This is a genomic window from Haloarcula amylovorans (assembly GCF_004681185.1).
GTDB classification, from domain to species: Archaea; Halobacteriota; Halobacteria; order Halobacteriales; family Haloarculaceae; genus Haloarcula; species Haloarcula amylovorans.
Genome location: NZ_SRIF01000001.1, coordinates 82,530 through 109,161, shown reverse-complemented (window position 1 = coordinate 109,161; position 26,632 = coordinate 82,530). Strand labels below are relative to the sequence as shown.

At 66.6% G+C, this 26,632-nt stretch carries 27 protein-coding genes; 8 read left to right on the top strand and 19 right to left on the bottom strand.

The window, feature by feature from the left end:
• Nucleotides 1-17: 17 nt before the first annotated feature.
• The 14 genes from E4S61_RS00570 to E4S61_RS00505 all read right to left on the bottom strand — a co-directional run bounded on the left by E4S61_RS00570 (nt 18) and on the right by E4S61_RS00505 (nt 12,902).
• A complete protein-coding gene (locus E4S61_RS00570; RefSeq protein ID WP_135301962.1) occupies nt 18-551 on the bottom strand; it encodes a DUF7261 family protein in 534 nt (177 codons plus the stop codon).
• Nucleotides 548-952 carry a DUF7262 family protein gene (locus E4S61_RS00565; protein WP_135301961.1) on the bottom strand — a complete coding sequence of 135 codons (405 nt, stop codon included), beginning with the start codon at nt 950-952 and terminating at the stop codon, nt 548-550. The genes E4S61_RS00570 and E4S61_RS00565 overlap by 4 nt, the downstream gene beginning before the upstream one ends.
• Nucleotides 945-1,649: a DUF7263 family protein gene (locus E4S61_RS00560; protein ID WP_135301960.1), complete on the bottom strand. Its 705-nt coding sequence runs from the start codon at nt 1,647-1,649 to the stop codon at nt 945-947. The genes E4S61_RS00565 and E4S61_RS00560 overlap by 8 nt, the downstream gene beginning before the upstream one ends.
• The gene (locus E4S61_RS00555) at nt 1,646-2,092 is read right to left on the bottom strand and encodes a DUF7266 family protein (RefSeq protein ID WP_135301959.1); all 447 of its coding nucleotides are present in this window, start codon (nt 2,090-2,092) and stop codon (nt 1,646-1,648) included. Before E4S61_RS00555 ends, E4S61_RS00560 begins: the two co-directional genes overlap by 4 nt.
• Nucleotides 2,085-2,819: a DUF7289 family protein gene (locus E4S61_RS00550; RefSeq protein WP_135301958.1), complete on the bottom strand. Its 735-nt coding sequence runs from the start codon at nt 2,817-2,819 to the stop codon at nt 2,085-2,087. The genes E4S61_RS00555 and E4S61_RS00550 overlap by 8 nt, the downstream gene beginning before the upstream one ends.
• Nucleotides 2,816-4,705 carry a type II secretion system F family protein gene (locus E4S61_RS00545; RefSeq protein ID WP_135301957.1) on the bottom strand — a complete coding sequence of 630 codons (1,890 nt, stop codon included), beginning with the start codon at nt 4,703-4,705 and terminating at the stop codon, nt 2,816-2,818. The genes E4S61_RS00550 and E4S61_RS00545 overlap by 4 nt, the downstream gene beginning before the upstream one ends.
• Nucleotides 4,695-6,920: a type II/IV secretion system ATPase subunit gene (locus E4S61_RS00540; RefSeq protein WP_135301956.1), complete on the bottom strand. Its 2,226-nt coding sequence runs from the start codon at nt 6,918-6,920 to the stop codon at nt 4,695-4,697. The genes E4S61_RS00545 and E4S61_RS00540 overlap by 11 nt, the downstream gene beginning before the upstream one ends.
• Nucleotides 6,921-7,044: 124 nt before the next feature.
• On the bottom strand, nt 7,045-8,457 hold the full coding sequence (locus E4S61_RS00535; protein WP_135301955.1) for a hypothetical protein: 1,413 nt from the start codon (nt 8,455-8,457) through the stop codon (nt 7,045-7,047).
• Nucleotides 8,458-8,726: 269 nt separating this feature from the next.
• A complete protein-coding gene (locus E4S61_RS00530; RefSeq protein ID WP_135301954.1) occupies nt 8,727-8,975 on the bottom strand; it encodes a PRC-barrel domain containing protein in 249 nt (82 codons plus the stop codon).
• Nucleotides 8,976-9,069: 94 nt separating this feature from the next.
• On the bottom strand, nt 9,070-9,432 hold the full coding sequence (locus E4S61_RS00525) for a hypothetical protein (protein ID WP_135301953.1): 363 nt from the start codon (nt 9,430-9,432) through the stop codon (nt 9,070-9,072).
• A gap of 154 nt (nt 9,433-9,586) precedes the next feature.
• Complete coding sequence (locus E4S61_RS00520; RefSeq protein WP_135301952.1) at nt 9,587-10,771, bottom strand: hypothetical protein; 1,185 nt, start codon at nt 10,769-10,771, stop codon at nt 9,587-9,589.
• Nucleotides 10,772-10,773: 2 nt separating this feature from the next.
• Nucleotides 10,774-11,343, bottom strand: coding sequence for a signal peptidase I (locus E4S61_RS00515; RefSeq protein ID WP_135301951.1), 570 nt, complete (start codon nt 11,341-11,343; stop codon nt 10,774-10,776).
• A 68-nt stretch (nt 11,344-11,411) separates the two neighbouring features.
• Nucleotides 11,412-12,002, bottom strand: a complete 591-nt coding sequence (locus E4S61_RS00510; RefSeq protein WP_135301950.1) for a TasA family protein — start codon at nt 12,000-12,002, stop codon at nt 11,412-11,414.
• Between the two features lie 351 nt (nt 12,003-12,353).
• Nucleotides 12,354-12,902 (bottom strand): helix-turn-helix domain-containing protein, encoded by a 549-nt coding sequence (locus tag E4S61_RS00505; RefSeq protein ID WP_135301949.1) that lies wholly within the window; start codon nt 12,900-12,902, stop codon nt 12,354-12,356.
• An 85-nt stretch (nt 12,903-12,987) separates the two neighbouring features.
• Between E4S61_RS00505 and E4S61_RS00500 the strand changes: the two genes are divergently transcribed.
• Entirely contained in the window at nt 12,988-13,971 is a 984-nt protein-coding gene (locus E4S61_RS00500; RefSeq protein ID WP_135301948.1) for an NAD-dependent epimerase/dehydratase family protein, read from the top strand.
• Nucleotides 13,972-13,986: 15 nt separating this feature from the next.
• Here E4S61_RS00500 and E4S61_RS00495 read toward each other — a convergent pair whose 3' ends face one another.
• Together E4S61_RS00495 and E4S61_RS00490 are read right to left on the bottom strand one after the other, a co-directional pair.
• The gene (locus E4S61_RS00495; RefSeq protein WP_135301947.1) at nt 13,987-15,573 is read right to left on the bottom strand and encodes a hypothetical protein; all 1,587 of its coding nucleotides are present in this window, start codon (nt 15,571-15,573) and stop codon (nt 13,987-13,989) included.
• A complete protein-coding gene (locus tag E4S61_RS00490) occupies nt 15,570-16,331 on the bottom strand; it encodes an ABC transporter ATP-binding protein (RefSeq protein WP_135301946.1) in 762 nt (253 codons plus the stop codon). Before E4S61_RS00490 ends, E4S61_RS00495 begins: the two co-directional genes overlap by 4 nt.
• A 97-nt stretch (nt 16,332-16,428) precedes the next feature.
• On the opposite strand from E4S61_RS00490, the gene E4S61_RS00485 reads away from it, so the two are divergent.
• A complete protein-coding gene (locus E4S61_RS00485; protein ID WP_135301945.1) occupies nt 16,429-18,465 on the top strand; it encodes a prolyl oligopeptidase family serine peptidase in 2,037 nt (678 codons plus the stop codon).
• A gap of 107 nt (nt 18,466-18,572) precedes the next feature.
• The gene (locus tag E4S61_RS00480) at nt 18,573-19,790 is read left to right on the top strand and encodes an MFS transporter (protein ID WP_135301944.1); all 1,218 of its coding nucleotides are present in this window, start codon (nt 18,573-18,575) and stop codon (nt 19,788-19,790) included.
• A 141-nt stretch (nt 19,791-19,931) separates the two neighbouring features.
• On the opposite strand, the gene E4S61_RS26065 is transcribed toward E4S61_RS00480, so the two are convergent.
• The gene (locus E4S61_RS26065; protein ID WP_245180517.1) at nt 19,932-20,192 is read right to left on the bottom strand and encodes a hypothetical protein; all 261 of its coding nucleotides are present in this window, start codon (nt 20,190-20,192) and stop codon (nt 19,932-19,934) included.
• 11 nt (nt 20,193-20,203) lie between these two features.
• On the opposite strand from E4S61_RS26065, the gene E4S61_RS26060 reads away from it, so the two are divergent.
• Nucleotides 20,204-20,347 carry a hypothetical protein gene (locus E4S61_RS26060; RefSeq protein ID WP_245180515.1) on the top strand — a complete coding sequence of 48 codons (144 nt, stop codon included), beginning with the start codon at nt 20,204-20,206 and terminating at the stop codon, nt 20,345-20,347.
• 46 nt (nt 20,348-20,393) lie between these two features.
• On the opposite strand, the gene trpB is transcribed toward E4S61_RS26060, so the two are convergent.
• Together trpB and E4S61_RS00465 are read right to left on the bottom strand one after the other, a co-directional pair.
• Nucleotides 20,394-21,548 carry a tryptophan synthase subunit beta gene (gene trpB, locus E4S61_RS00470; RefSeq protein ID WP_135301943.1) on the bottom strand — a complete coding sequence of 385 codons (1,155 nt, stop codon included), beginning with the start codon at nt 21,546-21,548 and terminating at the stop codon, nt 20,394-20,396.
• 44 nt (nt 21,549-21,592) lie between these two features.
• Nucleotides 21,593-22,162 (bottom strand): GNAT family N-acetyltransferase, encoded by a 570-nt coding sequence (locus E4S61_RS00465; protein WP_209309445.1) that lies wholly within the window; start codon nt 22,160-22,162, stop codon nt 21,593-21,595.
• A gap of 102 nt (nt 22,163-22,264) precedes the next feature.
• Here E4S61_RS00465 and E4S61_RS00460 point away from each other — a divergent pair, with 102 nt between their 5' ends.
• From E4S61_RS00460 to E4S61_RS00445, 4 genes are all read left to right on the top strand, one after another.
• Entirely contained in the window at nt 22,265-23,167 is a 903-nt protein-coding gene (locus E4S61_RS00460; protein WP_135301942.1) for a diacylglycerol/lipid kinase family protein, read from the top strand.
• Nucleotides 23,168-23,232: 65 nt separating this feature from the next.
• Nucleotides 23,233-23,466 (top strand): HTH domain-containing protein, encoded by a 234-nt coding sequence (locus E4S61_RS00455; protein ID WP_135301941.1) that lies wholly within the window; start codon nt 23,233-23,235, stop codon nt 23,464-23,466.
• A gap of 84 nt (nt 23,467-23,550) precedes the next feature.
• On the top strand, nt 23,551-24,939 hold the full coding sequence (locus tag E4S61_RS00450; protein ID WP_135301940.1) for an aryl-sulfate sulfotransferase: 1,389 nt from the start codon (nt 23,551-23,553) through the stop codon (nt 24,937-24,939).
• Nucleotides 24,936-26,597: a glycosyltransferase family 39 protein gene (locus E4S61_RS00445; protein WP_135301939.1), complete on the top strand. Its 1,662-nt coding sequence runs from the start codon at nt 24,936-24,938 to the stop codon at nt 26,595-26,597. The genes E4S61_RS00450 and E4S61_RS00445 overlap by 4 nt, the downstream gene beginning before the upstream one ends.
• Nucleotides 26,598-26,632: the final 35 nt, after the last annotated feature.

Below are 26,632 nucleotides of genomic sequence, written 5' to 3'. Positions count from 1 at the left end.
TGAACCGGTTCTCGGCGTCAGACGGGCGTCTGCCGGCCGACGGGGCGGACGACCACCGTCACCGTCGTCTCGCTCCGGTCGGTCGTCGTCGTCACGTCGAAGGCGACGCCGAGGACGTGCGTCCGCCCCGTTCGCTCCTGCACGACGACGCCACGGTCGGCGGCGCAGGGGCCGAACTGGCGGTCCGGGCCGTCGGGACAGTTGGCATCGCGCCACGCGGTGGCGGCGCTCGCGTTGTACGTAATCGACGTGACCGTCCCCTCGCTAACGCGGGCCACTTGGAGATGGTCGAGCGGCGGACGCAGGTCGTCACGAACGGACGTGACAGCAGCGTTCCGGTCGGGCCACGGGTAATCGCCGGGCACGCCGGAACTGGCCGTCGCGGTGGCGCGCTCTACGACCCGAACCGTCTCGGCCGTCGGGTCGTCGTAGTCGGCGGTCGCACGCACGTCGTCGTGATAGCCGAGCTGGAGGTACGCGAGGACGATGGGCGCGAGCGCCATCGCGACCAGCGTCGCGGCAACGAGGACAAGTTGGCCGCGCTCGCTCACGCGTACCACACCTCGATTCGGACCGTCCCGGCACCCGTTGGCACCGTCGCTGTCCCCGTTGGCCGACCGCGTGGGAGCGGCGTGCCAGCGGTGCCGTGGGGCGTCCGGACGTGAAAGAGGACGTTTGCTGGAAGGATACGGCCGATGCGCCGCTCCAGGGACGCCCGTTCCCGGGCGAACGCGGCGTCGCTCGCCACGATTTCCCGCAGTCGACTCGCTCCGTTGTGACGCGGCGGTTCGTTCGCCAGTATCGTCGCCGTGTCCTCGGCGTAGGCGTCCAGTTGGGGGGCCTGCGTCTCGGGGGTCGGCGTTCCGAGTGCGAACCCCAGTGCCACGCCGAGAATCAGCGTCGCGCCGAGTGCCACCTCGACCAGCGACAGCGGCAGTTGCGCTCTATCCATCGACGGTCACCGCCAGCGTTGCCTTCGTTGCCCGCGGCGCGGCGTAAGTGACGGTGACATCGCCGTCCGACAGCGCACCGACCGTCTCGAAGCGGAGCCGCGTCGGTTCGTACGGCACCAGCTCGACCGTGAACGTCCCACGCAGGCCGCTGTCGTTGTGCAGAAGGACGCGGTCTCCGGCCCGGACTGTCCGAACAATCGTTCCGCTGGCGGGTGCGATAGTCACCGTCGCGCTGTCGGTGCGACGCGGCAGCGTCACCGCCGACCCGTCCGGCGAGAGCGTCTCGTGGCCCGACCGCTCGACGAGGACGAGTCTGCGGATAGTCGTTCCGCCAGCGGGATCACCGCTGCGAGCGAGCGGCTCGCCCGCGAGCGCGACACTGACAGCGTACTCCCTCGCCGGGGGAACTGCCGCGCGGAGTGCCGCCGCATCGAACGCCGCCACGCGAGAGCGGTTCAAGACGTTCGCGCGGTCGGCGAGCGGCCCGTCGGCGTCGACTAGCAACGCGGCGGTCGCCGCCGCGGTCCGGCGCTCGTCGGGCGTCCGGTCGGCCCCGGCGATAGCTGCGTCGGCCATCCCCAGCCCCAGCGCCGTCACGACCGTCAATAGGACGAGCGCGACCCCAACCGCGGGCAGTGTCGACTGTGCGCGAATCGTCGAGTTCGTCGCGTCCACGCCGGCCGATGACCGTCTCATCGGCCGTCCTCCAGTCGCACTGTCAGGCTCTCACCGTCGCCGGTGACAGTAACGACGGTCGCGCTGCCGCTTTGCCACTCCCCGGTCAGCGTCGTGACTCGATCCGGCAGGACCGGCCGGCTTCGAGCGCTCACCGCCGGGTCGGGGTGGGCTAAGACGAGTGCGTCACCCTCGACTCGAATCTCGTAGCTGCTGCCGTCGATGGTCGCGGGCACGTCTACCCTGACCGTCGCGGTCGCGTCCCGACCCACGGGCGGGATCGCCTGTTCGACGCGTGCGGTCGCCTCCGCGAGCGTTCGCTCGCCCAGTTCCGCGCCGACCGCGCTCTGATACGCCGGGACGGCACCACCGTACAGCGTCGGCGTCAAGAGCGTGATGTACAGCGAGACGATGCCGAGCGTGAGCAGTTTCTCGACGACCGTGCTGAGCCCGCGGTTATCCACCGGCAACCTCCACGTGCATCGCGTGAACGACGAGATGCACCGCCTGTTGGCCGTCCACTGAGAACACGACGCTCGGGACGCCATCACCGTCAATGTCGGTGACGGTTGTCCGGCCGCCGATGCTGCGGAAGTGTCGCGCCAGCGGCGCGGGCGTTGCCGTCTCGACGGCGACCCGATAGTTCGTGGTCGGGAATCGCGTATGGGTGTGCGTGACGTTCGTTCGGAGGTGAGCGGTCACGCCGCCGCTTCCGCTCACCGTCGCGCCGCTCTCGTTGACCGCGGCGGCTCCGACGACGAGGGTGCTGTTGTCCCGCGTCACCGTCACCGGTGGCTCACGAACGAGCCACGAATTTTCGGGCTGGCCGCGGACGACAGCCCCACCTACAAAGGCCGTGCGTGCCGACCCTGACGTGTAGACGAGGCCGCCGACCTCGATCTCGCTACGGACACCGGTCGGCGTAAGAATCCGCAACTCGCGCTCGACGGTCGTCAGCCGACCGTCACCGAACCGTACCTGCACGCGGTTCGGCCCGGTCTGTTCGGTCGGTCGCAGGCCGTCGTCGAAGGTCCCTGCCACGCGTGCCTCGTCGGCCGCCGCCGTCTGTCCGTCGACGACGCTTCCGACCACCGCGGTCAGGCCGCCGAGTGCCACCATCGTCAGCCCCAACAGCAGGACGACGCCGACGACGTGAGATTGCCCGCGACTTCGCGCTGTTCGGGTGCTCACAGCAGTCCGACCCCCGCGAAGACGACGTAGGCGAACAGCGCCAGTCCACTGGAGTGAAACAACGCTTCGTAGACGCCCCGACTGGCAGTCCCAGCGAACCAGCCACAGGCGAGCATCGTCGCCTGCGTGACGACGTAGAACCGGTAGCGGTCCCGTTCGGGGTCGATTACCGACGGGTCGAAGGCGATGCTTTGCGCGCTCGTGACCGTCGATAACTGTGCGAACTCCGCTAAGACGTAGACGTTGACCGCGACGGTGATGCCGACGACCAACAGCGCGGTCGTCCAGCCGATGGCGACGTAGACCAGTAGTGCTGACCGAAGCGATTTCCGCTGGTGGTACAATCTGCCGATCTCGGTCTGTAACGTCTCGAAAACGTCTTCTGCGTCACTACCGGCGTCGAGCGCGCCGACGACGAGACCGATGGTCTGTTCGGCCATCGGGGTGCCGACTCGTTCGACGAATTGGTCCAGTGCGGCGGCACGGCCGTCCTCGGTCGCGTCGCTGGGGCTGTCCGACAGCGAAAGCGTGAACGCAAGCGACTCGACGTCTTCGGCGAGCGCGCCCAACTGCACGTCGTCCGCGACGTGCCGGACCGCCGCGGGAAACGGTCGGCCGAGTGCGACGTGCCCGGCGACGGCGTGAACGAAGTCCTGTATCTCCCGGTCTTTCGCGTCGTCGCGGCGGGCACGTCGGACCGCGACGAGACCGACCGGGAGACCGACACCGACGTACGAGAGCAAGAGGACGTTCACCGGTCGATATCCCAGCGTCCAGAGTGCAACCGCGAGCGAGACGCCAGCGGGGAGACAGATCGTGAGCGCACTGGCAGGATTCGAGGGGACCGTCCGCACGGTCGCTAGAACGCCGTTTGGCCGAGCGTAGGTCGGTGCGGCGGTGTTTCGCGGACGCAACGTTGCGACGACGAACGCCGCGAGCAGCCCCGTGGTGAGGACGAACGCCGCGCTGCCGTAGACGATCCCGGCCCGGACCGACACCGGTCCGAGCGGCGTCCCGACCGGTTCGGAGAGCCCCGGGGCGAGGACGCCCATCACGGTGACGATGAGCACCACGAGCGCGGGGACGACCAGCAGGACGACGAACAGTTCCGAGAGGAGTTCGAGGTAGCCCGTCGCCCGCTCCTGCTGGCGGCTCTGTTCGTGAGAGAGCAGTCGTCCCTCCATCTCCAGATACCCCTCCAGCGCGTCGGCGCTCTGGTTGGCGTGCTCACGGAACTTCAAGAGGAACGGACCGAGTAAATCCCGCGAGGGCGTCTCGCTCGCTACACGTTCGAGTCCGGCGTCGATACTCCCAGTGAGCGTCCCGCGGTTGAGTGCGCGGCGGAAGGCGACTGCCGTCTCGCCATAGGCCTCTTGCTCGGCGACGGCACGGAGCAATTCGCGCCGGTCGTGGGTGCCCGACGCCAGCACTCGGAGATAGCGCACCGCACCGGGCAGCGTCGCAGCGATATCGGCCCGCCGCGCGGCGGCAACCCACGAGAGGTAGCGAGTTCCCAGTGAGAATGCGGCCCAGCGAGCGCCGAGACCGACCAGCAGCGAGAGACCGATCGCGAGGACCAATCGGGGAACGCGTGGTAGCGCCAGTCGGTTTAGAACCGGAAGGCTCTGCCCCACGACGGCGACTGCTCGATCGAACGTTCCGACCGGGAGCGCGAGCGCCAGCGTACCGGTGCTCAAACTGGCGACCACGAGGGCGACCCACGCCAACCCGTAGATGCGAGCGATGTAGATGCCGAATCCGGTGTCGGGATGGGCCGCCCGGTAGCGCTCTCGCGTGGTGGTGTGTCGGCTGTCGTCGGCGTGATGAGCGAACAGCGCATACAGCCCTCGGTCGAACAGGCCAAGCGTGTAGCTGTCAGTCGTCACCGGTGTCGACCTCCAGATGTAACGGGTCTCGCTCGCCCGACCTCCGGCGCAGGCGCTCGACGGTCGCGGCCTCATTGGTTTCTAAGTCCGCGAGCACGCTGAACAGTTCCTCGAAGTCCGTGATACCTTCCCGAACGAGGTACTGCACGTAGCGATGACGACGGTGGAACGCCTCCTCGACGGTCTCGACCGACTCGTCCCGCAACGTCCCGAGACGGTCGAAAACCTCGGTCTCGACCCGCCGTCGGTCGTCGCCGAGTTGTTCGTGTTCGTACGCGAACTCGAACGTCCCGTCGGGCCCGCGCCGGCAGAGCGTGTTGTAGTGAATGGTTGCTCCATTCTTCTCGATAGTACCACAGCCCTCGCGGTCGAGCGGCTCGTCGACGAACTCCACAACGTCGCCGACGTATCGCTTTCCGCCAACGTGGCGGGGGAAGACGACGAGATCGATCTCCTCGAAGAGATAGGGCGGCACGCCCTTCTCGATAATACGGTTGACGAGCGTCTCGACATCGGCGGCGTGTGTCGTTCCGAGAACACCGTGGCCCGTGTTGAGCGTCTCGGCGAACGTCTGGAAGGAAGCCGGCGTATTTATCTCGGCGATGACCTCGATATCGGGGTTGAGATAATTACATTGGGTCATCAGGTCAGCCATCGTCACGCGCCGGTGGTCGCGTTCGTGCTCTCTGGTCGTCAGCGACACCCCGGTCTCGTGGGGAATCCGCACCTCACGAGAGCCCTCGTCCATGCTGATCGGGCGGTCCCGGTACGGAATGAACGGCATGTGCGCGTTCAGCAACGTCGTCTTTCCCGCGCCAGTCGGACCCGAAAAGAGGACGACGCCGTGCGATTCGTAAAAGAGCCACAGCAGGGCAACGAGTTCCGTCGGGAGCGAGTCGCGTTCGACGAGGTCGATCGGCGTCATCGCGTCGGCCGACTGTTTTCGGATAGAGATGTGGGGACCGTCCTCGCTGATGGTGGGGAGTGCTACGGCACAGCGAATCGTCTCCTCGGTGTCGTGGAGGCTCTCGCCGTCGGGGTCGATGTTGACCTTCGCGCTCGGGTTCGAAGCGTTGAGTTCCGTGCCGTCGTCGGCCGCGAGCTGGGTGACGACGTTGATGAAGGCGCTCTCGGAGTCGAAAGAGAGGTTCGTCGGCACGCGGCCGTCGTGACCGAGATCGGCTCGCGGGAGTACTTTCACGCGCTCGCCGACGCGGTTCGCTTCGACGTCTTCGAGCGTGTGGTCTCGAATCGGCACTGTGAGTTTGCCGTGACCGACGAGGTCACGCATCACGTAGTACAGGAGGTCGTCAAGTCGGTCGTCGGCGAAGCGGTGGTCGACCGGCGGCACCGCGAGGTCCAGTTCCGCAAGCGCGGAGCGCAAGCGGTACTGGACAGCGTCGAGCCACTCGGTCGTGTTCCGAACGGTCAACTGGCGGGCCAGTATCGCGGTCGCGCGCTCGCGGACGAACGAGACGCGGTCCTCGACGAGTCCGTCGACGCTCGTCTCCCAGATGCGCTCCTTGCAGGCCTCGATGAGTTCCTCGTCGCCGGGGAGCAAGTCGGGTTCGCGGACGGCGTACTTCGTCGTGAACGGGTCCGAGCCGAGCAGATGCTCGCGGTAGACGACGACCGGCACGTCGAACTCGTGAAAGCGGACGGTGTGGCGCTCGACGCGTTCGCTGGCGAAGCGCTCGATGTACTCTGGGTCGGCCGACAAATCGGTCTCCGCGGGCGCGTAGGCGTCGGTGTGGACGACGATGCCGTCGTCGGTCACGTCGGCTACGTCGATTCGGTCGTCCAGCGCGTAGGGCGTCAGCTCGCCGAGACACGCGAGCGAACACAGCGCGTGGTAGGCGACGCGGCGGCGGGCCGCGGGTGAACAGTTAACGAGTCGATCGATGACGCGGCGGTGTTTCGGGTCGAACCCCCGTTCCATCCGCTCGATGGCACCCTCGCGTGTTCGCGGGCGTTCGATGTTCGCGCCCTCGAAGTACGCCTCGACGGTCGAGAGCGTCTCGGCTTCCGCCTCGCCGAGAAGCGGCCCACGCACCTCGTAGCGAAAGCCGTCAGTTCGCCGGACGGTGACGACCACACCCGGATATATTTCGTCCTGCTCGCGCACGTCCGGTGCGTACCACGCCGTTGGATCGTCCGGCGGAATCGGTGCCGGCACGCTCTGTACCCCCCGCTGTGTCCCCCCACCGCTGTTCATCGTCTCTATTTGGAGGTGCTTTCGTATTTAAAATTTGTATTTCAAGAATATACTGTACGATTCTGTCTCGTGAATCTGCCAGCCAACTGTATAGAGGTAGTCACGAACGGATCGAACGGCCCCCTCACCCGAGCAGCGGCCAGACGAGCGCCCAGACCCAGAGCGCGAGCCCGGCGGTGTGATAGCGGTGGCGCGGAACCGGTTCCGTCGCCCACCGGGTGCCGCCGGCTGCGAGCAGGCCGAGTCCCAATAGGAGGACGGCACGCTGGACCAGCGCGCCGTAGGGAATAACGGTCAGCCCGAGATACGAGTAATCGAGCATGATGCCTGTCCCGAACCCGAGGATGGCGACGGTGAACCCGTCGGTTGCGGTGAGGTGGCGGCCGAACAGGATCGCGGCGGCGGGCAAGCCGACGGCGAGAAGCGCGTAGAACGGCGCGCCGACGACTTTCGGCGACGTGAACGGGAACGCCTGTTCGGCGGCAATCCCGCCGACGCGGACGATCAGCGGGATGAGCGCCGTCGAGGCGAACAGCGCGACGTGGTACCGCGATAACGGGCTCTCACGGAGTCGTCGGACGTACTCACGGCTCTCTTCGGCGTACTCGCGGCCTTCCTCGACGACCGACTCGACGTACCCGGCGAACGCCAGGCCAACGAGCGAGAACGCGATGCCGTACACCGCTACGTGCGGAGCCGTGTCGGTGTGCTTGGACTGAGCCTGTGAGTCCATCGGCGTAGGCTGAGCCTGTGAGTCTGCCGATGACGTCTCGGACTGGTCGGCGTCGTACTGCGGCCCTCTGGTGACGCGGTCTTCGAGTTCGATGACGGTGACCCAGCCATCGGCGTCGATCGCGCCGCCGTTCGCCCACCGCTCGCGGCTCAGCTTGGTGACGAGGCCGATGCCGCGGAAGTCGCGTTCGAGGTAGTGCTGGGATTTCGAGAGGCTGTTGACGTCGTGACGGAGGCGGAACCAGTCCCAGTGTTCGTGGTGGGCTTGGATGGCGGTCCATGGCTGGTCCCTCGACCCGCCAGCGTAGAGGCGGAGGTGGTGCCGCGACCCGAAGTACGTCCCGTGGTGGAGCTGATAGGTCGCGTCGCGCCACTGGCTCGACTTGTTCGACATCGAGAACGTGTACCGTTCGGATCCGGTGGATTCGGCCCAGTAGACGCCGGTCTCGTTTATCGTCACGTTGGCCTGTGCGGTTCGACTCGGTTGCCAGGTCTTCTCGGTCGTGTTCCAGTAGAGCCGCTGGCCGCCCCCCGGTGTCGTCGAGAGCAACTGGTAGGTCGTCGTCGCGTCGGTGAGGACGACGGCGTTGATGGGCAGGGTCGCCTGCTCGAACGTCTGGCCGCGGCTCGTGTAGGGCCACAGTCGCACACCGTCGTCGCGCGGCTGGACGAAGCGGACATCTTTGACCGTCTTCTGCTCGGTCGGACTCCGCTCTACCAGGGGCGAGAACGGTGCGAACAGCGTCACCACCAGTATGAGGGCGACCAGAAGTAGCGCCGGGCGAGCCCGTTCGTTGCCCCACATATACCGAGTAGTACACGGGCGAGTGGATTAAAATACCCCAATTACTCAGCGGGACGAGTCGTTAATTCCGAAGCGGATTGCTGTGCGTGGCGTGAACACACCAGATCTGACGCTCGGATGAGACGAGCTCTCGGTGACGGTCCCACGACTACCGGTCGGGCGGCGTGTCGCGATTAGTAGACAGCGAAAACAAGCCCGCCGGTGTCGGCTCCCATCGACGGCCGGCGGACCGCCCTCCTCCACGAGGCGGTGGACAGCTGCACAGCGGGTTACAGGTCAGAGCGCAGTCGAATCTCGTCGTCAGTGACTGTCTCGACTGCCTCTTCCTGCAGCGGATAGCCTTCCTCTTCGTCGACGTCGTCCCAACCGAGGGACGTCTTCAGTTTCGTCGTTATCCCGGGGTCGGGATCTACGTACGCCGTCCCGTATCTGTAACCGCTGACGATGCCGATGTCGTCGCCGTCCGCGGCGATGACGTCCTTTCCGACGTCGTCGTCGTCGATCTGTGTTGTTGACATCGCGATTAGTCGTAACGGCGTCTATGGTATGCGTGTACTGCTTGCATACGCAAATCGCCCGCCATATCCTCCGTGAGAGCGGCTCGCACCGGATTCAGAGGAGGAGCGCGAGATTGTGCGCCGTCACCCAGAGACCGACGATGGTCAAGAGTAGGGGCGGGCCGTAGAACAACAACGGGTCGTCCTCGGCCTTGCCGGCCCAGAGACTGATTCCGATGCCAGCATAGAGGACGAGCAGTTTCAGCGCGAGGAAGCCGCCGCCGCCAAACGTGGTGATCGCGGCTCTGACGACGGGATTGCCCTCAGTGAAGTACGGGACGAAGTAGATTATCGCAATAGTGGTCACGATGTCGCCGACGCCGTAGGTGGCCGCGGCGAGCCACCAGACCCAAGAGAAAGAGCGCTCGCTGAACAGCGACGTCTCGAAGTGGAGCCACGCAGGCCGTGCCGTTCCCATCTACTAGAGGTGACACCCACGTCATCTAAAATTCTCGCATCTAAATATCAATACTGAAATTCAGAGCGAGTGTTACGTTCATTCACAGCCTGAATCGCATCCTAGTGGTATCGGAGTTTGAAATCAAGGTCATCTATGGACCGAAATCACACTATCAATAGCCGGTCGTCCCCGACGCTGGCGTCCCATCAATCGTGGAGCCGTCGGGGCCGACGACTAGCTCCGCGTCCCTATCAGCGAGCGTGGCACCGTCGACGAACAGCGTCGCGTCGGCCCGTCCAAGCGACGCGGTGGCGCTGCCTTTCTTCGAGTCCAGCACGGCAGATTCCAGCCGCATATCCCCGTTCGAAGCGAGCGTGAAATCCCCGAGTTTGCCGGAGTAGAGGCGTGCGCCAGTTGCGTCGAGTTCGCCGCCGTCGTTGGCGGTCGCCCGCAGGACGATGTCACCCTTCGTCGAGCTGAGTGACGCGCTCCGGGCCGAAACGCGTCGTCCGACGAGCGACATTCCTTTGTTGTGAGCGTCGATAGCGGCTCCGTCGAGAACGAGGATATCATCCGTCTGTGCGGTTATCCTCCCTTTTCTCGAACTGATGGTCGCCCCCGAGAGGTCGATACCGTCCGCTGACTCGATGGTTGCACCCTCGTTTTTCGCGTTGATCTGCGCGCCAGAGAGGTCGACTGCGCCGGACGCAGCGTCGACGACGACCGGTCCTTTCATGGCGGTCAGCGTCACACCGACGGCGATGACGCCATCTTCGGCCCGAAGCGTCGCGCCCTCGTTCGGCGCGTCGACCTGTGCGCCGGTGAGGTCGATGCGTCCCGACACAGTGTCGACGAGGACACGGCCCTTATCAGCGGAGAGGGTCGTCCCGGAGAGGGTCACGTCGCCGCTGGCAGTCAGTTCGACATCTCCGTTCGTCGAGGAGAGCTGTATCCCCGAGGCGTCGATGTCACCGCCGGTGGCGGCGAGCGTCACCGTTCCCTTTCGAGAACTGATGTTCGCCGCGGTGACGATGTTCGCTGCGGTGACATCGACGTCGCCGTTCGTTCGTGAGATCGCGGCTCCGTCCGGGATGACGAGATTAGCCGATGGATCGTCGAAGTCGACGAGGTCACTCCTGTTGTAGGTCGACTCGCCTTCGTCCCACCGCCCGTTTCCGTTCGCGTCGTCGTAGGCGCGTTGGCCGGGCGGCGTGCTGTCGAAGGACGTCGCCGCCGTCACGTTGACTTCGGCCGTCTCGGTGTCGGACAACAGTGCGTACGTCCCCGCGCCGCTAGCGAAGGAAGCGACGAGTGTGAGTACCACGAGCGCAGTGAGTGCCCCTCGGGAGACGTGCATCGTTATTCCTCCCGCTGACCCGGTGGCGTCTCTGTCGCACGCTCCTCGTCAGTCACTGTTGTCGCCGCTCGATAGAGGTCACGTAATTCGGTGACGACGAGAAGCACCGCGGGCACCACGACCAACAGCGCGATACCGACGGTACTGCTGGCGAACTGCAGGAGATACCCCACCAGCGGAATGTGGAACCAAACCACGCCGACCACGTTCTCGGCGGGGACGAGCGCTGCGTCCGCTTCCTCGTTGGCGTCACCTTTCGTTCGAAACGCGGGGCCGCCGTCCCACGATTGAACCGCGACGACGCGGTGAGTGACCCGCCGGTCGGCGTCGGTCGGTGACCGGTAGGTGATAACGTCACCAGTTTCGATGGCACTCGGGTCAGCATCTCGTACGACGACCACGTCGCCGGCATCGATGGTCGGTGACATACTCGAACTCAACACGACGTAACTGCCCTTCGCCCCGATGACCTGTGGGACCGCTGCGACACCGACGATGGTGAGGACAAGGAGGAACGCCGCGACTGCGAGCCCGCCTGCAAGCCTACGCCGATTCGGTATCGCGTCTCTCATGTGTCGTGGGAATCGCGTGCTATTCGGATTCAAGCGGAGTGCTAGCCCGTAGACGACTGTTCGCGCACTTACTGGCTCATCTGCTGACCCAGTTCGATGGTGATATCGCCGTTGACCAGGTCCCCTTGAATCTCGTTGCCAGCATCGCTCGGTATCGACCAGTCCACGTTGAGCGTCTTCGAGGTGGTAGCGTTCAACGCGATGTTATCGTCGGATTCGGTACCGTCGAAAACCTCGTTGAACGTCCCAGTCCGGAGCGTAGTGTCGTCAATTTCGACCGTAACTTGCAGAACGCTCCCGAGATCGCCGTTGGTGTTCGTATCCGGCTCGGACTCGGGGTCGTCGCCTTCGGCGTTGACGGCGCTACTGAACGTGAAGTCCAGGTAACCGTCGATGTTCCCATCGTTCGTCAGAGTGGTCGAACCCGCGCCGGAATCCCCGGGGAACGCATCGGAGACGTCTACTGTCGCCGTGGCCTCGCCGTTGTCCTCGCTACCAGCTTGAAGGTTCAGCGTCCCCGAATTGATGGTCGTATCTGCCTCTTCGGTGTCGCTGAACAGGGCGAACGTCCCTGCCCCTGCCGCGGCGGCCGCACCGCCGAGCGTCACCAGCCCACCGAGTACCCTCCGTCTGCTAAGTTTCACATTTTTATCTGACATGAGTGTTATATTATCTCTCGTCTTTCGAGCTATCAGCTGCGGGCCCGAGAACCCACCCAAGACCCCCTGAAGCTTGATTGTAGCTGTACGTAGAGAGTATTACGCTTTTCGACATAAGTTGTCAGGAGCGGTTACAGAACCTGAAATAGCCCCTTCGAATGATAATCAGATACTATCAGCTATTCGCTGTTTTTGGCAGAGATGACTGATTCTGGACGTAGCGCCGGTTGTCATGCGATTCGCGCGTCGCATTTTCGCCCGTGGATGGACCCCTCTCGTTATCGGCCGTGAGAGTGACGTTTGCCGTCGTCTCGGTCGACCGCATCGTCCTCGAATGCGTCGAGGAGTAGCTCACTCCAGCAGCGAACCGAGGAGTTTCGACTCCGCCTTCCGCAGGTGCTCGGCGACGGTGCTCGGCGCACAGCCGATGGCTTCGGCGACGGCCTCGTGACTCGCTTCGCGGGGTATCTCGTAGTATCCCAGTTCGAACGCGGTGTCGATGGCCGCCTGAATCTCTGCGCTCGGGCCGAAGACGGAGTAGGCGACGGTACCGTCCGCGCGGTACTCGATGGGCGGGATGACGACGGCCGGGCTCCGAGTGACAATCGCGAACAGTTCTCGTAGTGATTCGTTGGTCGCGTCCCGGACGTAGGCGTAGAAGGCTCTCTCGCCCGCGGGCGTGAGTTCGTAGTCCAGCACCTCGGTGACAGTCCGGAGACGCTCCTCGAAGGCGTCGACGTCGCCCTCCACGTAGTGCATGATCCCGAGTTCGTCCCCCGAGAAGTTCCAGTGCATCGCGGTCGCTCGCTCGACGAACGGCGCGTTGACCATCGTGTCGTACATCGGATGCACCTCGGCTTCCCGACCGCCCGCGTCGAGGGCGAGGCGGACATGTTTCATACGTGTGACTGGCGAGGACTCCGACTTAAACCCCACAGCGGCGTCCGGCGGTACGGTTTCGGTGACTCGGGAACGAACAACGAGTATGCACGTCTTCGTCTCCGGCGCGACCGGCGTCCTCGGCCGTCGGCTCGTCGAACGGTTAGCGGACCGCGGCCACACCGTCTCAGGACTCGCGCGCGACGATGCAGGTGCGGACCTCGTCGAGGCACGCGGTGGCGCTCCGCGACGGGGTGACGTACTGGACAGCGATTCGCTCGCCGATGCGATGTACGACCCCGAAGCCGTCATCCACGCAGCGACGGCGCTGCCGACGGCGACGAAGCCCAGCGACGAGGCGTGGGCGCGAAACGACCGCGTTCGTCTGCAAGGCGCGAAGAACCTCCTCGCCGCCGCGGGCGAGGGCCTCTCGCAGTTCCTGTTCCCGAGCGTCGTCTGGCTCGCCCGCCAGCCGGACGGGTCGGCCTTCGACGAGACGGCAACACGGCACCCTGATCGCGTCACTCAGTCGGCCGCAGACGTAGAGGACTTGTTGCAGGAGACGGCAAGCGAGCGCGGTTTCGACGCGACGGTCCTGCGTTGTGGGATGTTCTATGCGCCCGACGGCGCGTACACGCGACAGTTCGCCCGGAACATCCTCGCTGGAGACATGGCGATCCCCTGTGGTGGCCTGCTCGGCCGCCGGGACGCCCACCTCTCGCTAGTCCACGCCGACGATGCCGCGCGGGCGCTCGCGGATGCTCTCGACGCTGATATCGGCGGCATCTACCACGTCGTCGACGACGAGCGGGTGACCGCGATCGAGTACGTCCGGACATTCGCCAGCATGCTCGATGCGTCCGAACCCCGTCGCGTTCCGGCGTGGCTCGCACGCTTCTTCGTCGGCGAGTCGACGGCGAATCTGCTCTCGAAGCCGATGCCCACGACGGCCGAGACGTTCAAAGATGCGACGGGTTGGGAGCCGACATATCCGACCTACCACGAGGGGCTACGACAGGTCGTCGAGACGTGGGAAAACGACGGGACGCTCCAGGCGACGAGCGACGGCTACGCGTGGGCCGAAAGCTGAGTTGGCGAATCAGTCCTATACGTCGTCCAGTTCGAAGCGGTCGAAGCGGCGGACAGCGTAGACGTAGCCGCCGACGGCGAACGCGACGACGAAGAGGAGGTAGACGGCACCCAGGCCGCCGGTCAGGAGGCCGAGCCCGTCGACGGCCACGATCGAGGCGAGGACGAGCCCGCCGGCGGCCATCACCGTTCCGCCGAGAAGGTAGCCAAAGAGGATGATGATGGAGGGATGGGCGCGCTCGACGTTCATGTACTCGCGGCGCTCGAAGGCCGGAAGCGCGGCCCCGAAGCCGAGCGCCGTCCCCGTCGCGGCGACGACGAGGAACACGCTCAGCGCGGCGCGCGCGAGCGACCCGACGACGCCGTTGAGATACGCGTCGAACGCGAAGCCGAGGGCAACGAAGACGAGGCCGATGGTCGCGCCGGCGATGGCGCGACCGCGGAGGGGAATCGCCGTCGAGCGAGCGCTCGTCAGCAAGAGCGGCAACTGGTCACGTTCGTCGCCAAGTGGGTTCAGTCCGTACGTCGCGCCGGCCAACAGGACGCCCAGTACTTCCAGCGCGCCGGGACCGACGAGCAGCGCCGCGTCCGGACTGGCAAAGACGCTGGCGAGCATGCTCATCCCGCCGAACAGCAGGGGGAAGAGATGGCCCATCATCGACGGGTTTCGACGAGCGCGCAGCAGGTAGCGCCACGCCAGTCGGGTCGAGGGCGTGTGGCCGAACGGCGTCGGAACGGTGGCGTCTGAGCTCACGGTCGCGCCCTGCGCCCCGTCGTCGGTGACGAGCAGTCGCTCCTCGGTTCGGACGGTGAGGGCCGCCGCCACGAATCCCGTGGCGACGACTGTCGCGAAGACGAGCAGGCCCGTCGTCGTCGCCGCGCCGCCGACGGGTACGAGGACGAGGCTGCCGTACGCCTGTGCTGGCGCGCCGGGTAGTAGCGCCGTCCGGGGCATCGCAGTCTCGGGGTTCTCAATGAACGACCGAGTCGCCAGTTGCGTCCCGAGGAACAGCACCGCGATGATGCCGAGACCGAGGACGACCTTCGCCCACCCGTCGATTCCGAGACGGCGGCCGAGGAGTTTCCCACCCGACCCCAGCGCACGACCAACGACCGCACCGGCGAGGGCTACGGGAAACAATCCGACGAGGAAGAGGGTGGGCGCGAGGACCCCGCCGGCACCAACGAGGAGTTCGACGAGTACTACGAGCAGCGGGAGGACGCCGAAGATACTCCCAACGAGAAACGCGCCGCCGACGCGACCGGCGACGACAGCCCGCGGCGTCGTCGAGGTGCGGACTAGCGGCCCGACGCGGCCGACGCTCCCCTGATTCATCGCGCTCGCAACGCCGAGGTAGATGCCACCGCCGAGGACACCGAGGACGACGATCCCTATCTGTCCGATGGGTGGGTTCCCGCTGGCCAGCGCCCGACCGAGGGACGTGACCGCGCCGTAGCCCATCGTCGCGGCGGCGAGACAGAGCGCGACGACACCGAGGAGCGTGGCGAGCAGTTGCCGGGCATCGGCCCGGATACTACGGAGGCGCGTCCGCAGTTCCGTCCGGGCGATGGCACGGGTGGCGTGTCGTTCCCGAGCGCTCATCGCTGTGGCTCCGGTTGCTCGCTCGTCAGTTCGAGGAACGCGTCTTCGAGGTCGCCGTCACCCGCCTCGTCCTCGCGCTGAGCGATGAGTTCCGACGGCGGGCCTTCGGCGACGAGTCGCCCGTCGTGGAGGACGCCGACTACGTCGGCAATCTCCTCGACGACCGGCAGGATGTGCGTCGAGAGGAAGACGGTCGTCCCCTCGGCGCGCAGTTCGATGATGAGTTCCCGAAGCGTCTTCGCCGCCCGCGGGTCGAGGCCGCTCGTCGGCTCGTCCAGAAACGCCACGTCGGGGTCGTGCTGGACCGCCTGGACGAACGCCAACTTCTGGCGCATCCCCTTCGAGTAGCCGTCGACGCGCTTATCGAGGTCCGAGGACAGTCCAAGTCGGTCGACCAGCGGGAGCGCGCGCTCAGAGACGGCGTCCCAGGACAGCGAGCGGACGTCGGCGGCGAAGGCCAGTTGCTCGCGGCCGCTCAGTTCGTCGTACAGCGGCGGCTCCTCGGGCAGGAGGCCGATGTGCGAGACCAGTTTGGCGCGGTCGCGGCAGTCCACGCCGCCGACGCGGGCCTCGCCGGAGGACGGCTCGACGAGGCCGGTCAGCATCCGCATCGTCGTCGTCTTCCCGGCCCCGTTCGGGCCGAGGAAGCCGTAGACGACGCCGCGGTCGACGGCGAGGTCGACGCCGCCGACGGCGGTGGTCGAACCGTACGATTTCGAGAGGTCGCTGACTGAGATCGCGGGGGAGGGCGCAGTCATCGTCTCCCTCGTTGTGTGGCGGCCTTCGAAGTAGTGTTGGTTCCGGCGGGTCGCCGGCGGAACTGGTTTTTTGTCGGTACCGGTCGCTAACTCGGGCATGCAGCGACCGCCCTCAACGGACCGCGATCCAGTCACCGACACCCTCCACGGAACGACCATCACCGACCCGTATCGGTGGCTCGAAGCGGACGATGACGCCGTCGCCGAATGGGAGAACGCACAGAACGCCTACACTGACGACATCGTGGCGACGCCGCAACGCGATTCGCTCCACACGCGGCTGTCGGCCGTCGCCGACCACGCGAGCTATCAGGTCCCCGTCGCCGCCGGCGGCCGCTACTTCCAGCGCATCGAGGCGGCCGACGCGGACCAACCGCGTCTCACTGTCCGCAAGAACTGCGACGACGACCCCCGGACGCTCGTCGACCCGGCCGCACTCGGCGAGACGACGGCGCTCCAGTGGTTCGTCCCCTCGTCCGACGGTGAGTGCGTCGTCTACGGACTCACTGAGGCCGGCACCGAGCAGTACGACCTTCGAGTCTGTCGAGCCAGCGACGGGACGGTCGTCGACGAGATAGCTGACGTGGGTCGGTGTGGAGACATGATGGTCGCATGGAAGGACAGCGGCTTCTACCACCTGCGGACGGGTAGTGCCGACGAGGGTGGGCAACTGGAGAAGGCACTGTGGTTTCACGAGGTCGGCGGCGAGTCGTGGGAAGTCACCGATGATATCCCCACCACTCACTGGCCGTGGGTGTACGTAGAGCGCGAGACGGGCGTCACCGTCGTCGCGATGGGCGAACTCGGGGCCGACGTCAACCTGTACGCGCTGGTCGACAGTGAACTCGCTCCAGTCCTCACTGACGGCGATGCGACGTTCCACCCGCTTGTACACGACGGACGCGTCTACCTTCGGACGAACCACGATGCCCCACGGTTTCGCGTCCTCGCCATCGACGCCGCTGACTTCGCCGACGCCGACGGTCTCTCCGACTTCGAGACGGTAGTCCCCGAATCCGAAGATGTCGTCGCCGACATCGCGCCGGCGGGCGACGGGCTCGGCGTGCATCGGCTTCGAAACGCCAGTTCCGTCGTCTCGGTCCACGACGGCGACGGGCGCGAGCGCTACGAACTCGATTTCCCCAAGTACGCCGGAATACCGCGCGACTCCTTCAGCGGCAGCCGGAACACAGCGGAACTGCTGTTCGCGCTGGAAGGGTTCGACCGACCAACGAGCGTCATCCATGCCGACGTGGGCACCGACGCCGGGCCAGACGACTGGCAAGTCCAGCAGTCGCCGGACCTACCGGACAACCTCGACCCGCACGGGGAACTCGACCTCACTACTGACCGTCTATGGGTCGAATCGGCGGATGGCACGTCGGTCCCGGTGTACGTCGTCCATCGGTCGGACGTCGACCCCGAAGACGCGCCGACGGTACTGTACGGCTACGGTGGCTTCCGCATCCCGCTCCTACCGAACCTCGATCCGTATCGCCTCCCGTTCCTCGCCGACGGTGGCGTGTTCGCGCTGGCCTGTCTCCGCGGCGGCCTGGAGTTCGGTGAGGCCTGGCACGAGGCCGGGTCGTGCGACCGGAAGGAGAACACGTTCGCGGACTTCGAGGCGGCGGCCGAGGCGCTCGTCGACCGCGGCTACACTACCTCGGAACGACTCGCCGCGTGGGGCGGGAGCAACGGCGGTCTCACCGTCGGGGCGGCGCTCACCCGCCGTCCGGAGCTGTTCGGCGCAGTGGTCTGTACCGTCCCCCTGCTCGATATGCTCCGCTTTCACCAACTCTTGCTGGGCGAAGCGTGGACCGGTGAGTACGGCTCGCCCGAGGACGCGGCGGCGTTCGATCGTCTTCGTTCGTACTCGCCCTACCACAGCGTAGCCGCGGTTGAGTATCCAGCGACACTGTTCGTCACCGCTGCCGGCGATACGCGCGTCCACCCGGCCCACGCCCGAAAGATGACGGCGCGGGTGCAAGCCAAGACGACGGGAGACGCGCCGATCTGCTATCGAAGTTACGACGAGTCGGGCCACGGCGTCGGAACGCCCACGTCGCTAGAAGTCACGCAGGAGCTTGATAAGTGGGCGTTCGTCTACCGAACGCTGAACGTAGCGGCGGATTGAGCTCCCGATTAGACGACCCGCAGCCGATGCCCCTATCCGACCCAGAGACCCAGTTGTAGTATGCAGCGAGCGACAGCCCTCCACGTCGCCGTCAGCGAGGACGCACGATGACCCGTTCGCGGACGGTCATCGTCGCCGTCATCCTGAGCACGTTCTTCGTCGGATTCGGCGGGGGCGTCGTCTTTCCCATCCTGCCGAACCTCGGGGCGGTACTCGGCATCTCGCCGTTCCTCGTCGGGCTCATCCTGAGCGCGAACCGCATCACGCGCATCGTCGCCAACGCGCCGGCGGGGTCGCTCATCGACCGCGCGGGTACCCGGAAACCGTTCGTCGTCGGCCTGTTCATCGAGGGGGTCGCGACGATGGGCTACGTCGTCGCCATCAACGCGCCGCTGCCGGAGGTGTGGTTCCTCCTCGCGCGAGTCCTGTGGGGCATCGGGAGCGCGCTGGTCTTCGCGACGGCCTACACCATCGCCGCAGACGTGAGCGACGCCGACTCGCGCGGGCAGAACATGGGCGTCGTCCGCGGCGGCATCACGCTCGGCTTCCCGGTCGGCCTGATACTGGGCGGCGTCGTCAGTGAGGCCTACAGTGTCACCATCGCCTTCGCCGTCGCGGCGGCGTTCGCGCTACTTGCGAGCGTCATCGCCCACCGACTGGTGCCCGAGACGCACGTTGACGGCACCGAACGGGGCGTCTCGCCGCTAGAGATAGACACGAGCAAGCCCGCACTGACCGTCGGCCTCGTCAACTTCGGCCTCTACTTCGCGTACCTCGGCGCGCTGTTCTCGACGCTCGTCCTCGTCATCGAGGCACGTAGTCTCACCACGCTGGGCTACGGGGCACAGGGACTGTCCGGCGGGCTGATGGCCGTGACCGTCGTCGCCGCCTCGGGGCTGATGCTCGGCGGCGGGAAACTGAGCGACGGTGACGGCCGTCGCGTGCCGGTGTTGGTCGGCTTCCTCGTCGTCTCCTTCGTCGGCTTTCTCCTGTTGACCGTCGCCGGCACGCTCCCGGCGTTCGTCGCAGCCTGCCTCCTCATCGGGGCCGGACAGGGCGGGTCCAGCGGCCCCCTCGTCGCCCTGCTCGCGGACCTCACGCCCAACGACCGGATGGGGCGGGCCACCGCGACGAACAACGTCTTAGGCGACTTCGGCGGTGCGCTCGGGCCGATGGTGTCGCTTCCGCTGGTCGAGTCGGTCGGCTTCACGCCGGTGTACGCCGCCTGCGCCGTGATTCCACTGCTCGCCGGGGCGTTCCTTGTCGCGAGCGTTTCCCTCGATACCCACTCGTTCACGCCCGGCACCGAGACGCCGGGCGAGTGACGCCTCGGGGCGCACCGACGGGATTTTGGTCCGACCGATTCGAGGGGAGACCAACGGATGCCGCCGACCGACGAGAACCCCACTGCGCCCTCGCTATTGCTCGCGGCTACGCCGCTCGCTATTCGAGACGCTTCGCTTCACTCAGAGTCTCGCCTTCGACGCGAGTGTGCTGTACGAGTCGGACAACGGGACCCCGACATCTGCGGCGGTCGGCTTCCTCGTCGAGGACGGGACGACGGCGGTCGTCGAGCAGTCGATGCGTATCGACGCCTTCGTCTCCAGCGCCCATCTGGAGTACCGAGCGCTGCTAGAAGCGGTACGGGCCGTCGAGGCGTATCCGACCACCGTAGCGTCGCTGCACGTCCACGGCGACGCCGACGCGGTGCTCCGGGCGGTGGCCACAGCACCACGCGATGCCGGACGACGCCGTCGCTCGCCGACGGGTGGAGTCGATCCGCGAGTGCGTCGCGGAGATTCCGGTCGTGACCTATCGGGCCGTCGGTCGCGGGGAGAACGAACGGGCGCACGAATTGGCGCAGGCCGGCCACGAGCGATAACGCGGCAGCGTAGCGGGAGACCTGCCGCCGTCGTAGTCGCCAAGTCTCAGGTGAGGTCGAACAGCTCTGCGGCCTGCTCCATGTCCTTATCGCCCCGACCGGAGAGGTTGACGAGGATGTTCTCGTGGTCGCCCTCGGCGGCGAGTTCCTTCGCCAGCGCGATGGCGTGACTCGTCTCTAAGGCCGGGATGATGCCCTCCGCCTCACTGAGTTCGCGGAAGGCGTCGAGGGCGTCGTCGTCTTCGATACCGCGGTATTCGGCGCGACCGACCTCGCGGAACATCGCGTGTTCCGGGCCGACGCCGGGGTAGTCCAGCCCCGCCGACACGGAGTGAACCTCTACGTCCTCGTCGATGACGCGGGTCTTCATCCCGTGGATGACGCCCTCTTGTCCCTTCGCGAGAGGGGCGGCGTGACGCGTCGAGTCAGCCCCTTCGCCGCCGCCCTCGGCCCCGTAGAAGGCCACATCATCGTCGCGGAAGGCGTGGAAGAGACCCATCGCGTTGGATCCGCCGCCGACGCAGGCCACCGCCGCGTCGGGGAGGCCGCCGGTGCGGTCGCGGAACTGCTCGCGCGCCTCCTCACCGATGACGCTCTGGAAGTCACGCACCATCCGCGGGAACGGGTCCGGGCCGACGACGCTGCCGACGAGGTAGTGCGTGTCGTCGACGTTCTGAGCGAAGTCTTCGAGGGCGGCGTCGACCGCATCTGCAAGACCCTCGTCGCCGCGGGTTACCTCGTTGACCTCCGCGCCCATCAAGCGCATCCTGAAGACGTTCATCTGCTGGCGCTCGACGTCTTTCGTCCCCATGTAAATCTCCGTGTCGAGGCCCAGCAACGCGCCAGCCATCGCCGTCGCGGTGCCGTGTTGGCCCGCGCCGGTCTCGGCGATGAGACGCTCCTTGCCCGCTTTCTTCGCTAGCAGTCCCTGCCCAAGCGTGTTGTTTATCTTGTGTGCGCCGCCGTGGAGCAGGTCCTCGCGCTTGAGATAGATCTCCGCGCCGTAGCGCTCGCTCAGGTTCTCGGCGTGATAGAGCGGCGTCGGCCGGCCGGCGAAGTCCCGGCGCAACTCGTCGAGTTCTGCCCGAAATTCGTCGGTGTCCTTGATATCGTCGTAGGCGTCGGCCAGCTGTTCGAGTGGCTCTTTCAGCGGTTCGGGAACGTGGCGGCCGCCGTAGCCGTCGAAGTCGCCTGCTGTCATACGCTACCGTGATTCGCGCCCGAGGTCATAAACCGTGCTTTCCGTCATCGCCGCCCGGGCGACGGCTCGTCACACAGGTTCCGCTCGAAGTGGACGAGTTCGTAGCCCGCCTCCTTCGACCGCCCCACCTCGTCATACCCGGCGTCGCGGTAGAACTCGACGGCCGCGGGTTGACTGTGCGCCGTCGTCGCCAGCACCCGGTTGTAGCCAAGTTCGACCGCGCGGGTCTCCAATCGTGCCAACAGCGCCCGGCCGTACCCCAGTCGCTGATGGGTCGGCGCGACTCGCATCCGATGGAGTTCGGCCGCGCCTGGGACGGTTCGCTCGTCGTCGTGACCCGTATCGTTGGGGAGTAGGCCGCCAATGGCGACGGCGGTGCCGTCGTGGGTCGTCGGCGGATCGCGGCCGTCCGAGCGGTCGGTCGCGCCGTCGTCCGCGACGCCGACGACGAACTCGCCGCCGGTGTCGAGGTAGCGTCCGTCGACATCTCGTAAGTCCTCGGTACCGGGAACGTCGGCCGGGTCGGTGCCCGTCTCGCGCATCGCCCACTCGTGGAGGGCCCACACCGCCTCGGCGTCGCGCGGGTCATACCGGCGAAAGCGAACCTCGCCCATCGCTACCGTCGGGAGGGGCCAGAGCGGGTTGTACGTGACGGCTCCGGTAGCATCCGTGCTGACAACGAGATACCTAAGTGTCAGACCGGCCTCGGGTCCCGTATGCAAGTCGGTTCGCGTCGGTGTATCCTCAACCCCGTCAGCGGCGACGGCGAGCACGCCGACTACGTCGAACGGCTGATGGAGGCTCGCGGGTTCGCCGTCGAGCGAACCGAGGGTGCCGGGGACGCCATCGAGATGGGGCGCGAAGCCGGCGAAGCCGAGGCCAGCGAAGTGGCCGTCTGTGGCGGCGACGGCACTATCAACGAGGTGATGCGCGGTCTCTATCAGACCGACCACCTCGACGAAGTGACGCTGAGCGTCGTTCCCGCGGGGACGGCGAACTTGCTGGCGGGAACGATCGGTGTGACGGACGATGAACATGGCGTCGAGGTGGCCGACACCGGGACGGTTCGCAGCGTCGACGTGGGCTTCGCCGACGACGAGCCGTTTCTCGTCTCCTGTATCGCGGGCCTGACGGCCGACGCCAGCATGGCGGCCTCTAGCGAGCTCAAAGAGCGCTTCGGCACGCTCGCCTTCCTGCTGACCGGCGCACAGGAGGCCATCGAGTTCGACGGGCTGGACATCTCGCTCGAAGCTATCGGCGAGGACGGGCCGGTGCGGTGGTCCGGCGAAGTGGTCTGTTTGCTGGTCGGCAACGCCCGGAAGTTCGTCGAACGCGGTGGACAGGCCAACATGGAGGACGGCCTGCTGGACGTGGCTATCATCGAGCAGATGCCGACCGGCAACCTCGTCGCCGAGGCCATCGGCCACCGACTGCTGGCGACCGAGACGGAGGGCGTCACGCACGTCCGCGCTCGTGACATTTCCATCGAGAGTCGCGAGTCGGCAGTGTCGTTCAGCCGCGACGGCGAACTTGTCGAACACGAGACGCTCGACCTCTCGGTCGGTGAGCGAACGCTGGACCTGCGCGTCGGCTCGGAGTACGTCCCCGACCCCGAGTGAGACATGACGGTCGGTACCGATGGAAGCGGGCGACAGTTAAGTACCCAGCCGCCGTTTTCTGACATATGTCACCACCCGGACGTGAAGTCCAGTACACCGAATCGGACGTCATCGAGGTGTTCAAAGACCGGGACGACTACGCCGAACCCCTGACCGCCTCGGAGGTCGCCGACCGACTCGGCTGCTCCCGCCGGACCGCCCTGAACAAACTCCACAGCCTCGAAGACGAGACAGACATCACGAGCAAGAAGGTCGGCGGCCGCTCGCGCGTGTGGTGGATTCCCGTCCGAACCGACTGACGCACCAACACGGTAGCCGCTGACACACCTCACGCGCCGGATTCGGCCAATGGGCATATGTCTCCTCGGATCCATCGGCCCACAATGACCGATAGCAGGCGGCTCAGCACTGGACTCACTGTCCTGATGCTGCTATTTGCGCTTCTCTTGGCTTCCAGTTACGCCAGCGCGCAACTGAGCGGCGACGAAATCCGCGGCGACCCGGCAGTCGAGAACGCCCTCCAGACCGGTGAACGCGACCCGGTCGTGGCCCCGCGCGACGGTCTCACGGTCGTCGCCACGGACTCGACGGCCTTCACGAGCGACCAGGGCGACAGCGCCCGCAAGCGCGCCGAACTCGTCGCATTCGCTCCCGACGGCAGCATCTACTATGCGAACGACACGCATACCCGCTACTGGGACGTGGACCCGGTGCCAGGGACCAACGCCACTGTCGAGTACGTCTACGCCCAGCACCTCACGCCCGAGGAGTGCGACGCCGAGACGGTCTGTACCCGCAACGGCGTCGAGCGCGCGAACCTGACGACCGGCGAAGTGACCTCGGTGTACAGTCGCATCACGCCCGGAAAGCACTCGACGCGCTGGCACGACGTCGACCGTATCGGTGAGGACCGCTTGCTGGTCGCCGACATCGACCGAGACCGGGCCTACGTCGTCAACACGACGACGGAGCTAGTCGAGTGGTCGTGGGACGCCCAGTCGGATTACAACACCTCCAGCGGCGGTCCCTACCCCGAGGACTGGACCCACCTCAACGACGTCGAGTACGTCGAGATAGACGGCCGACCGACCGTGATGGCTGACCTCCGCAATCAGGACCAGGTCGTCTTCATCGACATGGAGCGGGGCCTGCGCGAGGAGTGGACGCTCGGCTCCGACGGCGACCACGACACGCTGTACGAACAGCACAACCCCGACTTCATCCCGGCCGAGCGCGGCGGTCCCGCCGTCCTCGTCGCCGACTCCGAGAACGGCCGCGTCCTGGAATACCAACGCGAGGACGGCGAGTGGGTCCGCTCCTGGGAGTGGAAGGACTCGCGTCTGACGTGGGTCCGCGACGCCGACCGCCTCCCGAACGGCCACACGCTCATGGCCGATTCCAACGGCGACCGCGTCCTCGAAGTCGACGAGTCCGGCGAGGTGGTCTGGAGCGCCGACATCGGATTCCCCTACGAGGCGGAGCGCTTCGACACCGGCGACGAGAGCGCAGGCGGGGAGAGCGCTGCTTCGCTCGGCCTCCCCGACCGGACACCGAACGCCAGCGACCGCGGATCGGTTGGCCGAGTGAAGGCCGCCGCGCCGCAGAAGGTAGTCAACGGTGTGGCCTACCTCCTGCCCGGCTGGATGGGCACCCTCGACGTCGTCTCGGTGCTGGGACTGCTCGTCACTGCACCGCTGTTGCTAATCGTCGAGTGGCGACGACGCGACCTCGCGGTGAGCGTCCGCTCGCCGCTTCAGTTCCGGAAACGATGACCGACGATACGACCTCCACGGACGCGGTGAGTGCCGATTCGGCGACGACGGACCCGACAGCCACGGACGCGACGACCGCCGACAGAGCGACGACTGATTCGGCGGCCGGATCGACGCCCGGACGGTTCCGGTCGTTGCGGCCCCGGTCGCCGCTCTCGGGGGCCGACTGGCCGTGGATCGCGTGGCCGCTACTCGTCGGTCTCGTCGTGACGGCGATCTACGTCGCCACGAACGCCTACCCCGCCTACGGCGCGGGGCTGTACACGCTCACTGCCGACGCGATACGGGCGAACGGCTACGCGCTGCCAGCGACGGTGCCCCACTACGGGCCGCGTGGGGTCCCGTTCGCCTATCCGCCGCTCGTCTTCTACGCGCTCGCGGTGTTGCGCGACTTCGGCGCACCGACGTTCGCCACGGCACTGTACCTCCCGCCGCTAATCACCGTCGCGGCGCTCGTCCCCGCGTATTTGCTGGGCCGTGACCTCCTCGGTGACCGCCGCGCCGGGACGGCCGTCGCCCTCTTGCTCGGGCTGAATCCGCAGGTGCTGGAGTGGCACGTCTCCGCCGGGGGCCTCGTCCGCGCCCCGGCGTTCCTCCTCGCGCTCTGTGGGGCCTACGCCGCGCTCCGAATCTTCCGCGACGGCGAGACGGCGTGGGTCCCCATCGGTCTCCTCGGATTCGTGCTGGTCGCGCTGACCCACCCTACCTACACGCTGTTCGTCGTCCTGACGTACCTCCTGTTCTGGGCTGGCTACGACCGCACCCTCCTCGGTCTCGCTCGGGGCGCAGTCGTCGGCCTCGGCGGCGTGTTGCTCGCCTCGCCGTGGCTGGCGACCGTGGCGAGGACGCACGGACCAGCGGTGTTCACCGGGGCAGCGGGCACTCACGGCGGCGTCGGGGGCGGCCTGACGACACTCCTCCAACACGGCCCGTCGTTCGCGCTGATCCCCGTCGTCGCCGCCCTCGTCCTCCTCCTGACGCGCCACCGCGTCGTCGGCGTCTGGACGGTGGCCGTCTGGCTGGCGTTCGCTCAGTCCCGGTTCACCTACGCCGTCGGTGCCGTCGCGGTGGTCGCGTCGGTGGTCGTCCTCACAGAGCGCTACGGAGAGGACGTGGGTTCGAACGTGAACGCGGACATCGGGACGGCCGGCCGAATCGCCGTCGCCGCCCTCCTCGTCGTCTCGGCCGTGGGCGTCGCCGGCATCGGCTACGAGTTCGCCGGGCCGGACGGAACCACGCCGGAGTTCGTCGACGACCACGACGTGGCGGCGATGGAGTGGGCGGCCGAGGAGACGCGACCCGACGCGACGTTCGTCGTCCTCGGCGACGCCGCCGAGTGGTTCCCGGCCGTCGCCGAGCGGACCATCCTCGTCTCGCCGTGGGGCGCGGAGTGGCGCGGCCCGGACACCTACGGTCCGCACCTTGGCGCGTTCAAAAACGTCTCTCGGTGCCAGTCAGCGAGTTGCGTCGAGCGCTCGCTCTCGGCCGTCGACGCCCGCCCCGACTACCTCTACGTGCCTAAAGAGTCCTACACGGTCCGGGGCCACCGCGAACAGAACGTCGGGACGCTCGACCGGTCGCTCGCGCTCAGCGGTCGCTACGAACCCGTCTTCGAGAACGAGGGCGTGGTCGTCTTCCGCCGGACGGCATCGAACTGAACGGTCGGGTCACTGCTTTGGTTCTCAGGCTCGAA

Bases quoted from the DNA above. Each gene is read 5' to 3' on its own strand.
- E4S61_RS00565 (WP_135301961.1), bottom strand. From the start codon at position 952: ATGGATAGAGCGCAACTGCCGCTGTCGCTGGTCGAGGTGGCACTCGGC.
- E4S61_RS00560 (WP_135301960.1), bottom strand. From the start codon at position 1,649: ATGAGACGGTCATCGGCCGGCGTGGACGCGACGAACTCGACGATTCGC.
- E4S61_RS00540 (WP_135301956.1), bottom strand. From the start codon at position 6,920: ATGAACAGCGGTGGGGGGACACAGCGGGGGGTACAGAGCGTGCCGGCA.
- E4S61_RS00535 (WP_135301955.1), bottom strand. From the start codon at position 8,457: ATGTGGGGCAACGAACGGGCTCGCCCGGCGCTACTTCTGGTCGCCCTC.
- E4S61_RS00530 (WP_135301954.1), bottom strand. From the start codon at position 8,975: ATGTCAACAACACAGATCGACGACGACGACGTCGGAAAGGACGTCATC.
- E4S61_RS00525 (WP_135301953.1), bottom strand. From the start codon at position 9,432: ATGGGAACGGCACGGCCTGCGTGGCTCCACTTCGAGACGTCGCTGTTC.
- E4S61_RS00520 (WP_135301952.1), bottom strand. From the start codon at position 10,771: ATGCACGTCTCCCGAGGGGCACTCACTGCGCTCGTGGTACTCACACTC.
- E4S61_RS00515 (WP_135301951.1), bottom strand. From the start codon at position 11,343: ATGAGAGACGCGATACCGAATCGGCGTAGGCTTGCAGGCGGGCTCGCA.
- E4S61_RS00510 (WP_135301950.1), bottom strand. From the start codon at position 12,002: ATGTCAGATAAAAATGTGAAACTTAGCAGACGGAGGGTACTCGGTGGG.
- E4S61_RS00505 (WP_135301949.1), bottom strand. From the start codon at position 12,902: ATGAAACATGTCCGCCTCGCCCTCGACGCGGGCGGTCGGGAAGCCGAG.
- E4S61_RS00500 (WP_135301948.1), top strand. From the start codon at position 12,988: ATGCACGTCTTCGTCTCCGGCGCGACCGGCGTCCTCGGCCGTCGGCTC.
- E4S61_RS00495 (WP_135301947.1), bottom strand. From the start codon at position 15,573: ATGAGCGCTCGGGAACGACACGCCACCCGTGCCATCGCCCGGACGGAA.
- E4S61_RS00490 (WP_135301946.1), bottom strand. From the start codon at position 16,331: ATGACTGCGCCCTCCCCCGCGATCTCAGTCAGCGACCTCTCGAAATCG.
- E4S61_RS00485 (WP_135301945.1), top strand. From the start codon at position 16,429: ATGCAGCGACCGCCCTCAACGGACCGCGATCCAGTCACCGACACCCTC.
- E4S61_RS00480 (WP_135301944.1), top strand. From the start codon at position 18,573: ATGACCCGTTCGCGGACGGTCATCGTCGCCGTCATCCTGAGCACGTTC.
- E4S61_RS26060 (WP_245180515.1), top strand. From the start codon at position 20,204: ATGCCGGACGACGCCGTCGCTCGCCGACGGGTGGAGTCGATCCGCGAG.
- trpB (WP_135301943.1), bottom strand. From the start codon at position 21,548: ATGACAGCAGGCGACTTCGACGGCTACGGCGGCCGCCACGTTCCCGAA.
- E4S61_RS00465 (WP_209309445.1), bottom strand. From the start codon at position 22,162: ATGGGCGAGGTTCGCTTTCGCCGGTATGACCCGCGCGACGCCGAGGCG.
- E4S61_RS00460 (WP_135301942.1), top strand. From the start codon at position 22,265: ATGCAAGTCGGTTCGCGTCGGTGTATCCTCAACCCCGTCAGCGGCGAC.
- E4S61_RS00455 (WP_135301941.1), top strand. From the start codon at position 23,233: ATGTCACCACCCGGACGTGAAGTCCAGTACACCGAATCGGACGTCATC.
- E4S61_RS00450 (WP_135301940.1), top strand. From the start codon at position 23,551: ATGACCGATAGCAGGCGGCTCAGCACTGGACTCACTGTCCTGATGCTG.
- E4S61_RS00445 (WP_135301939.1), top strand. From the start codon at position 24,936: ATGACCGACGATACGACCTCCACGGACGCGGTGAGTGCCGATTCGGCG.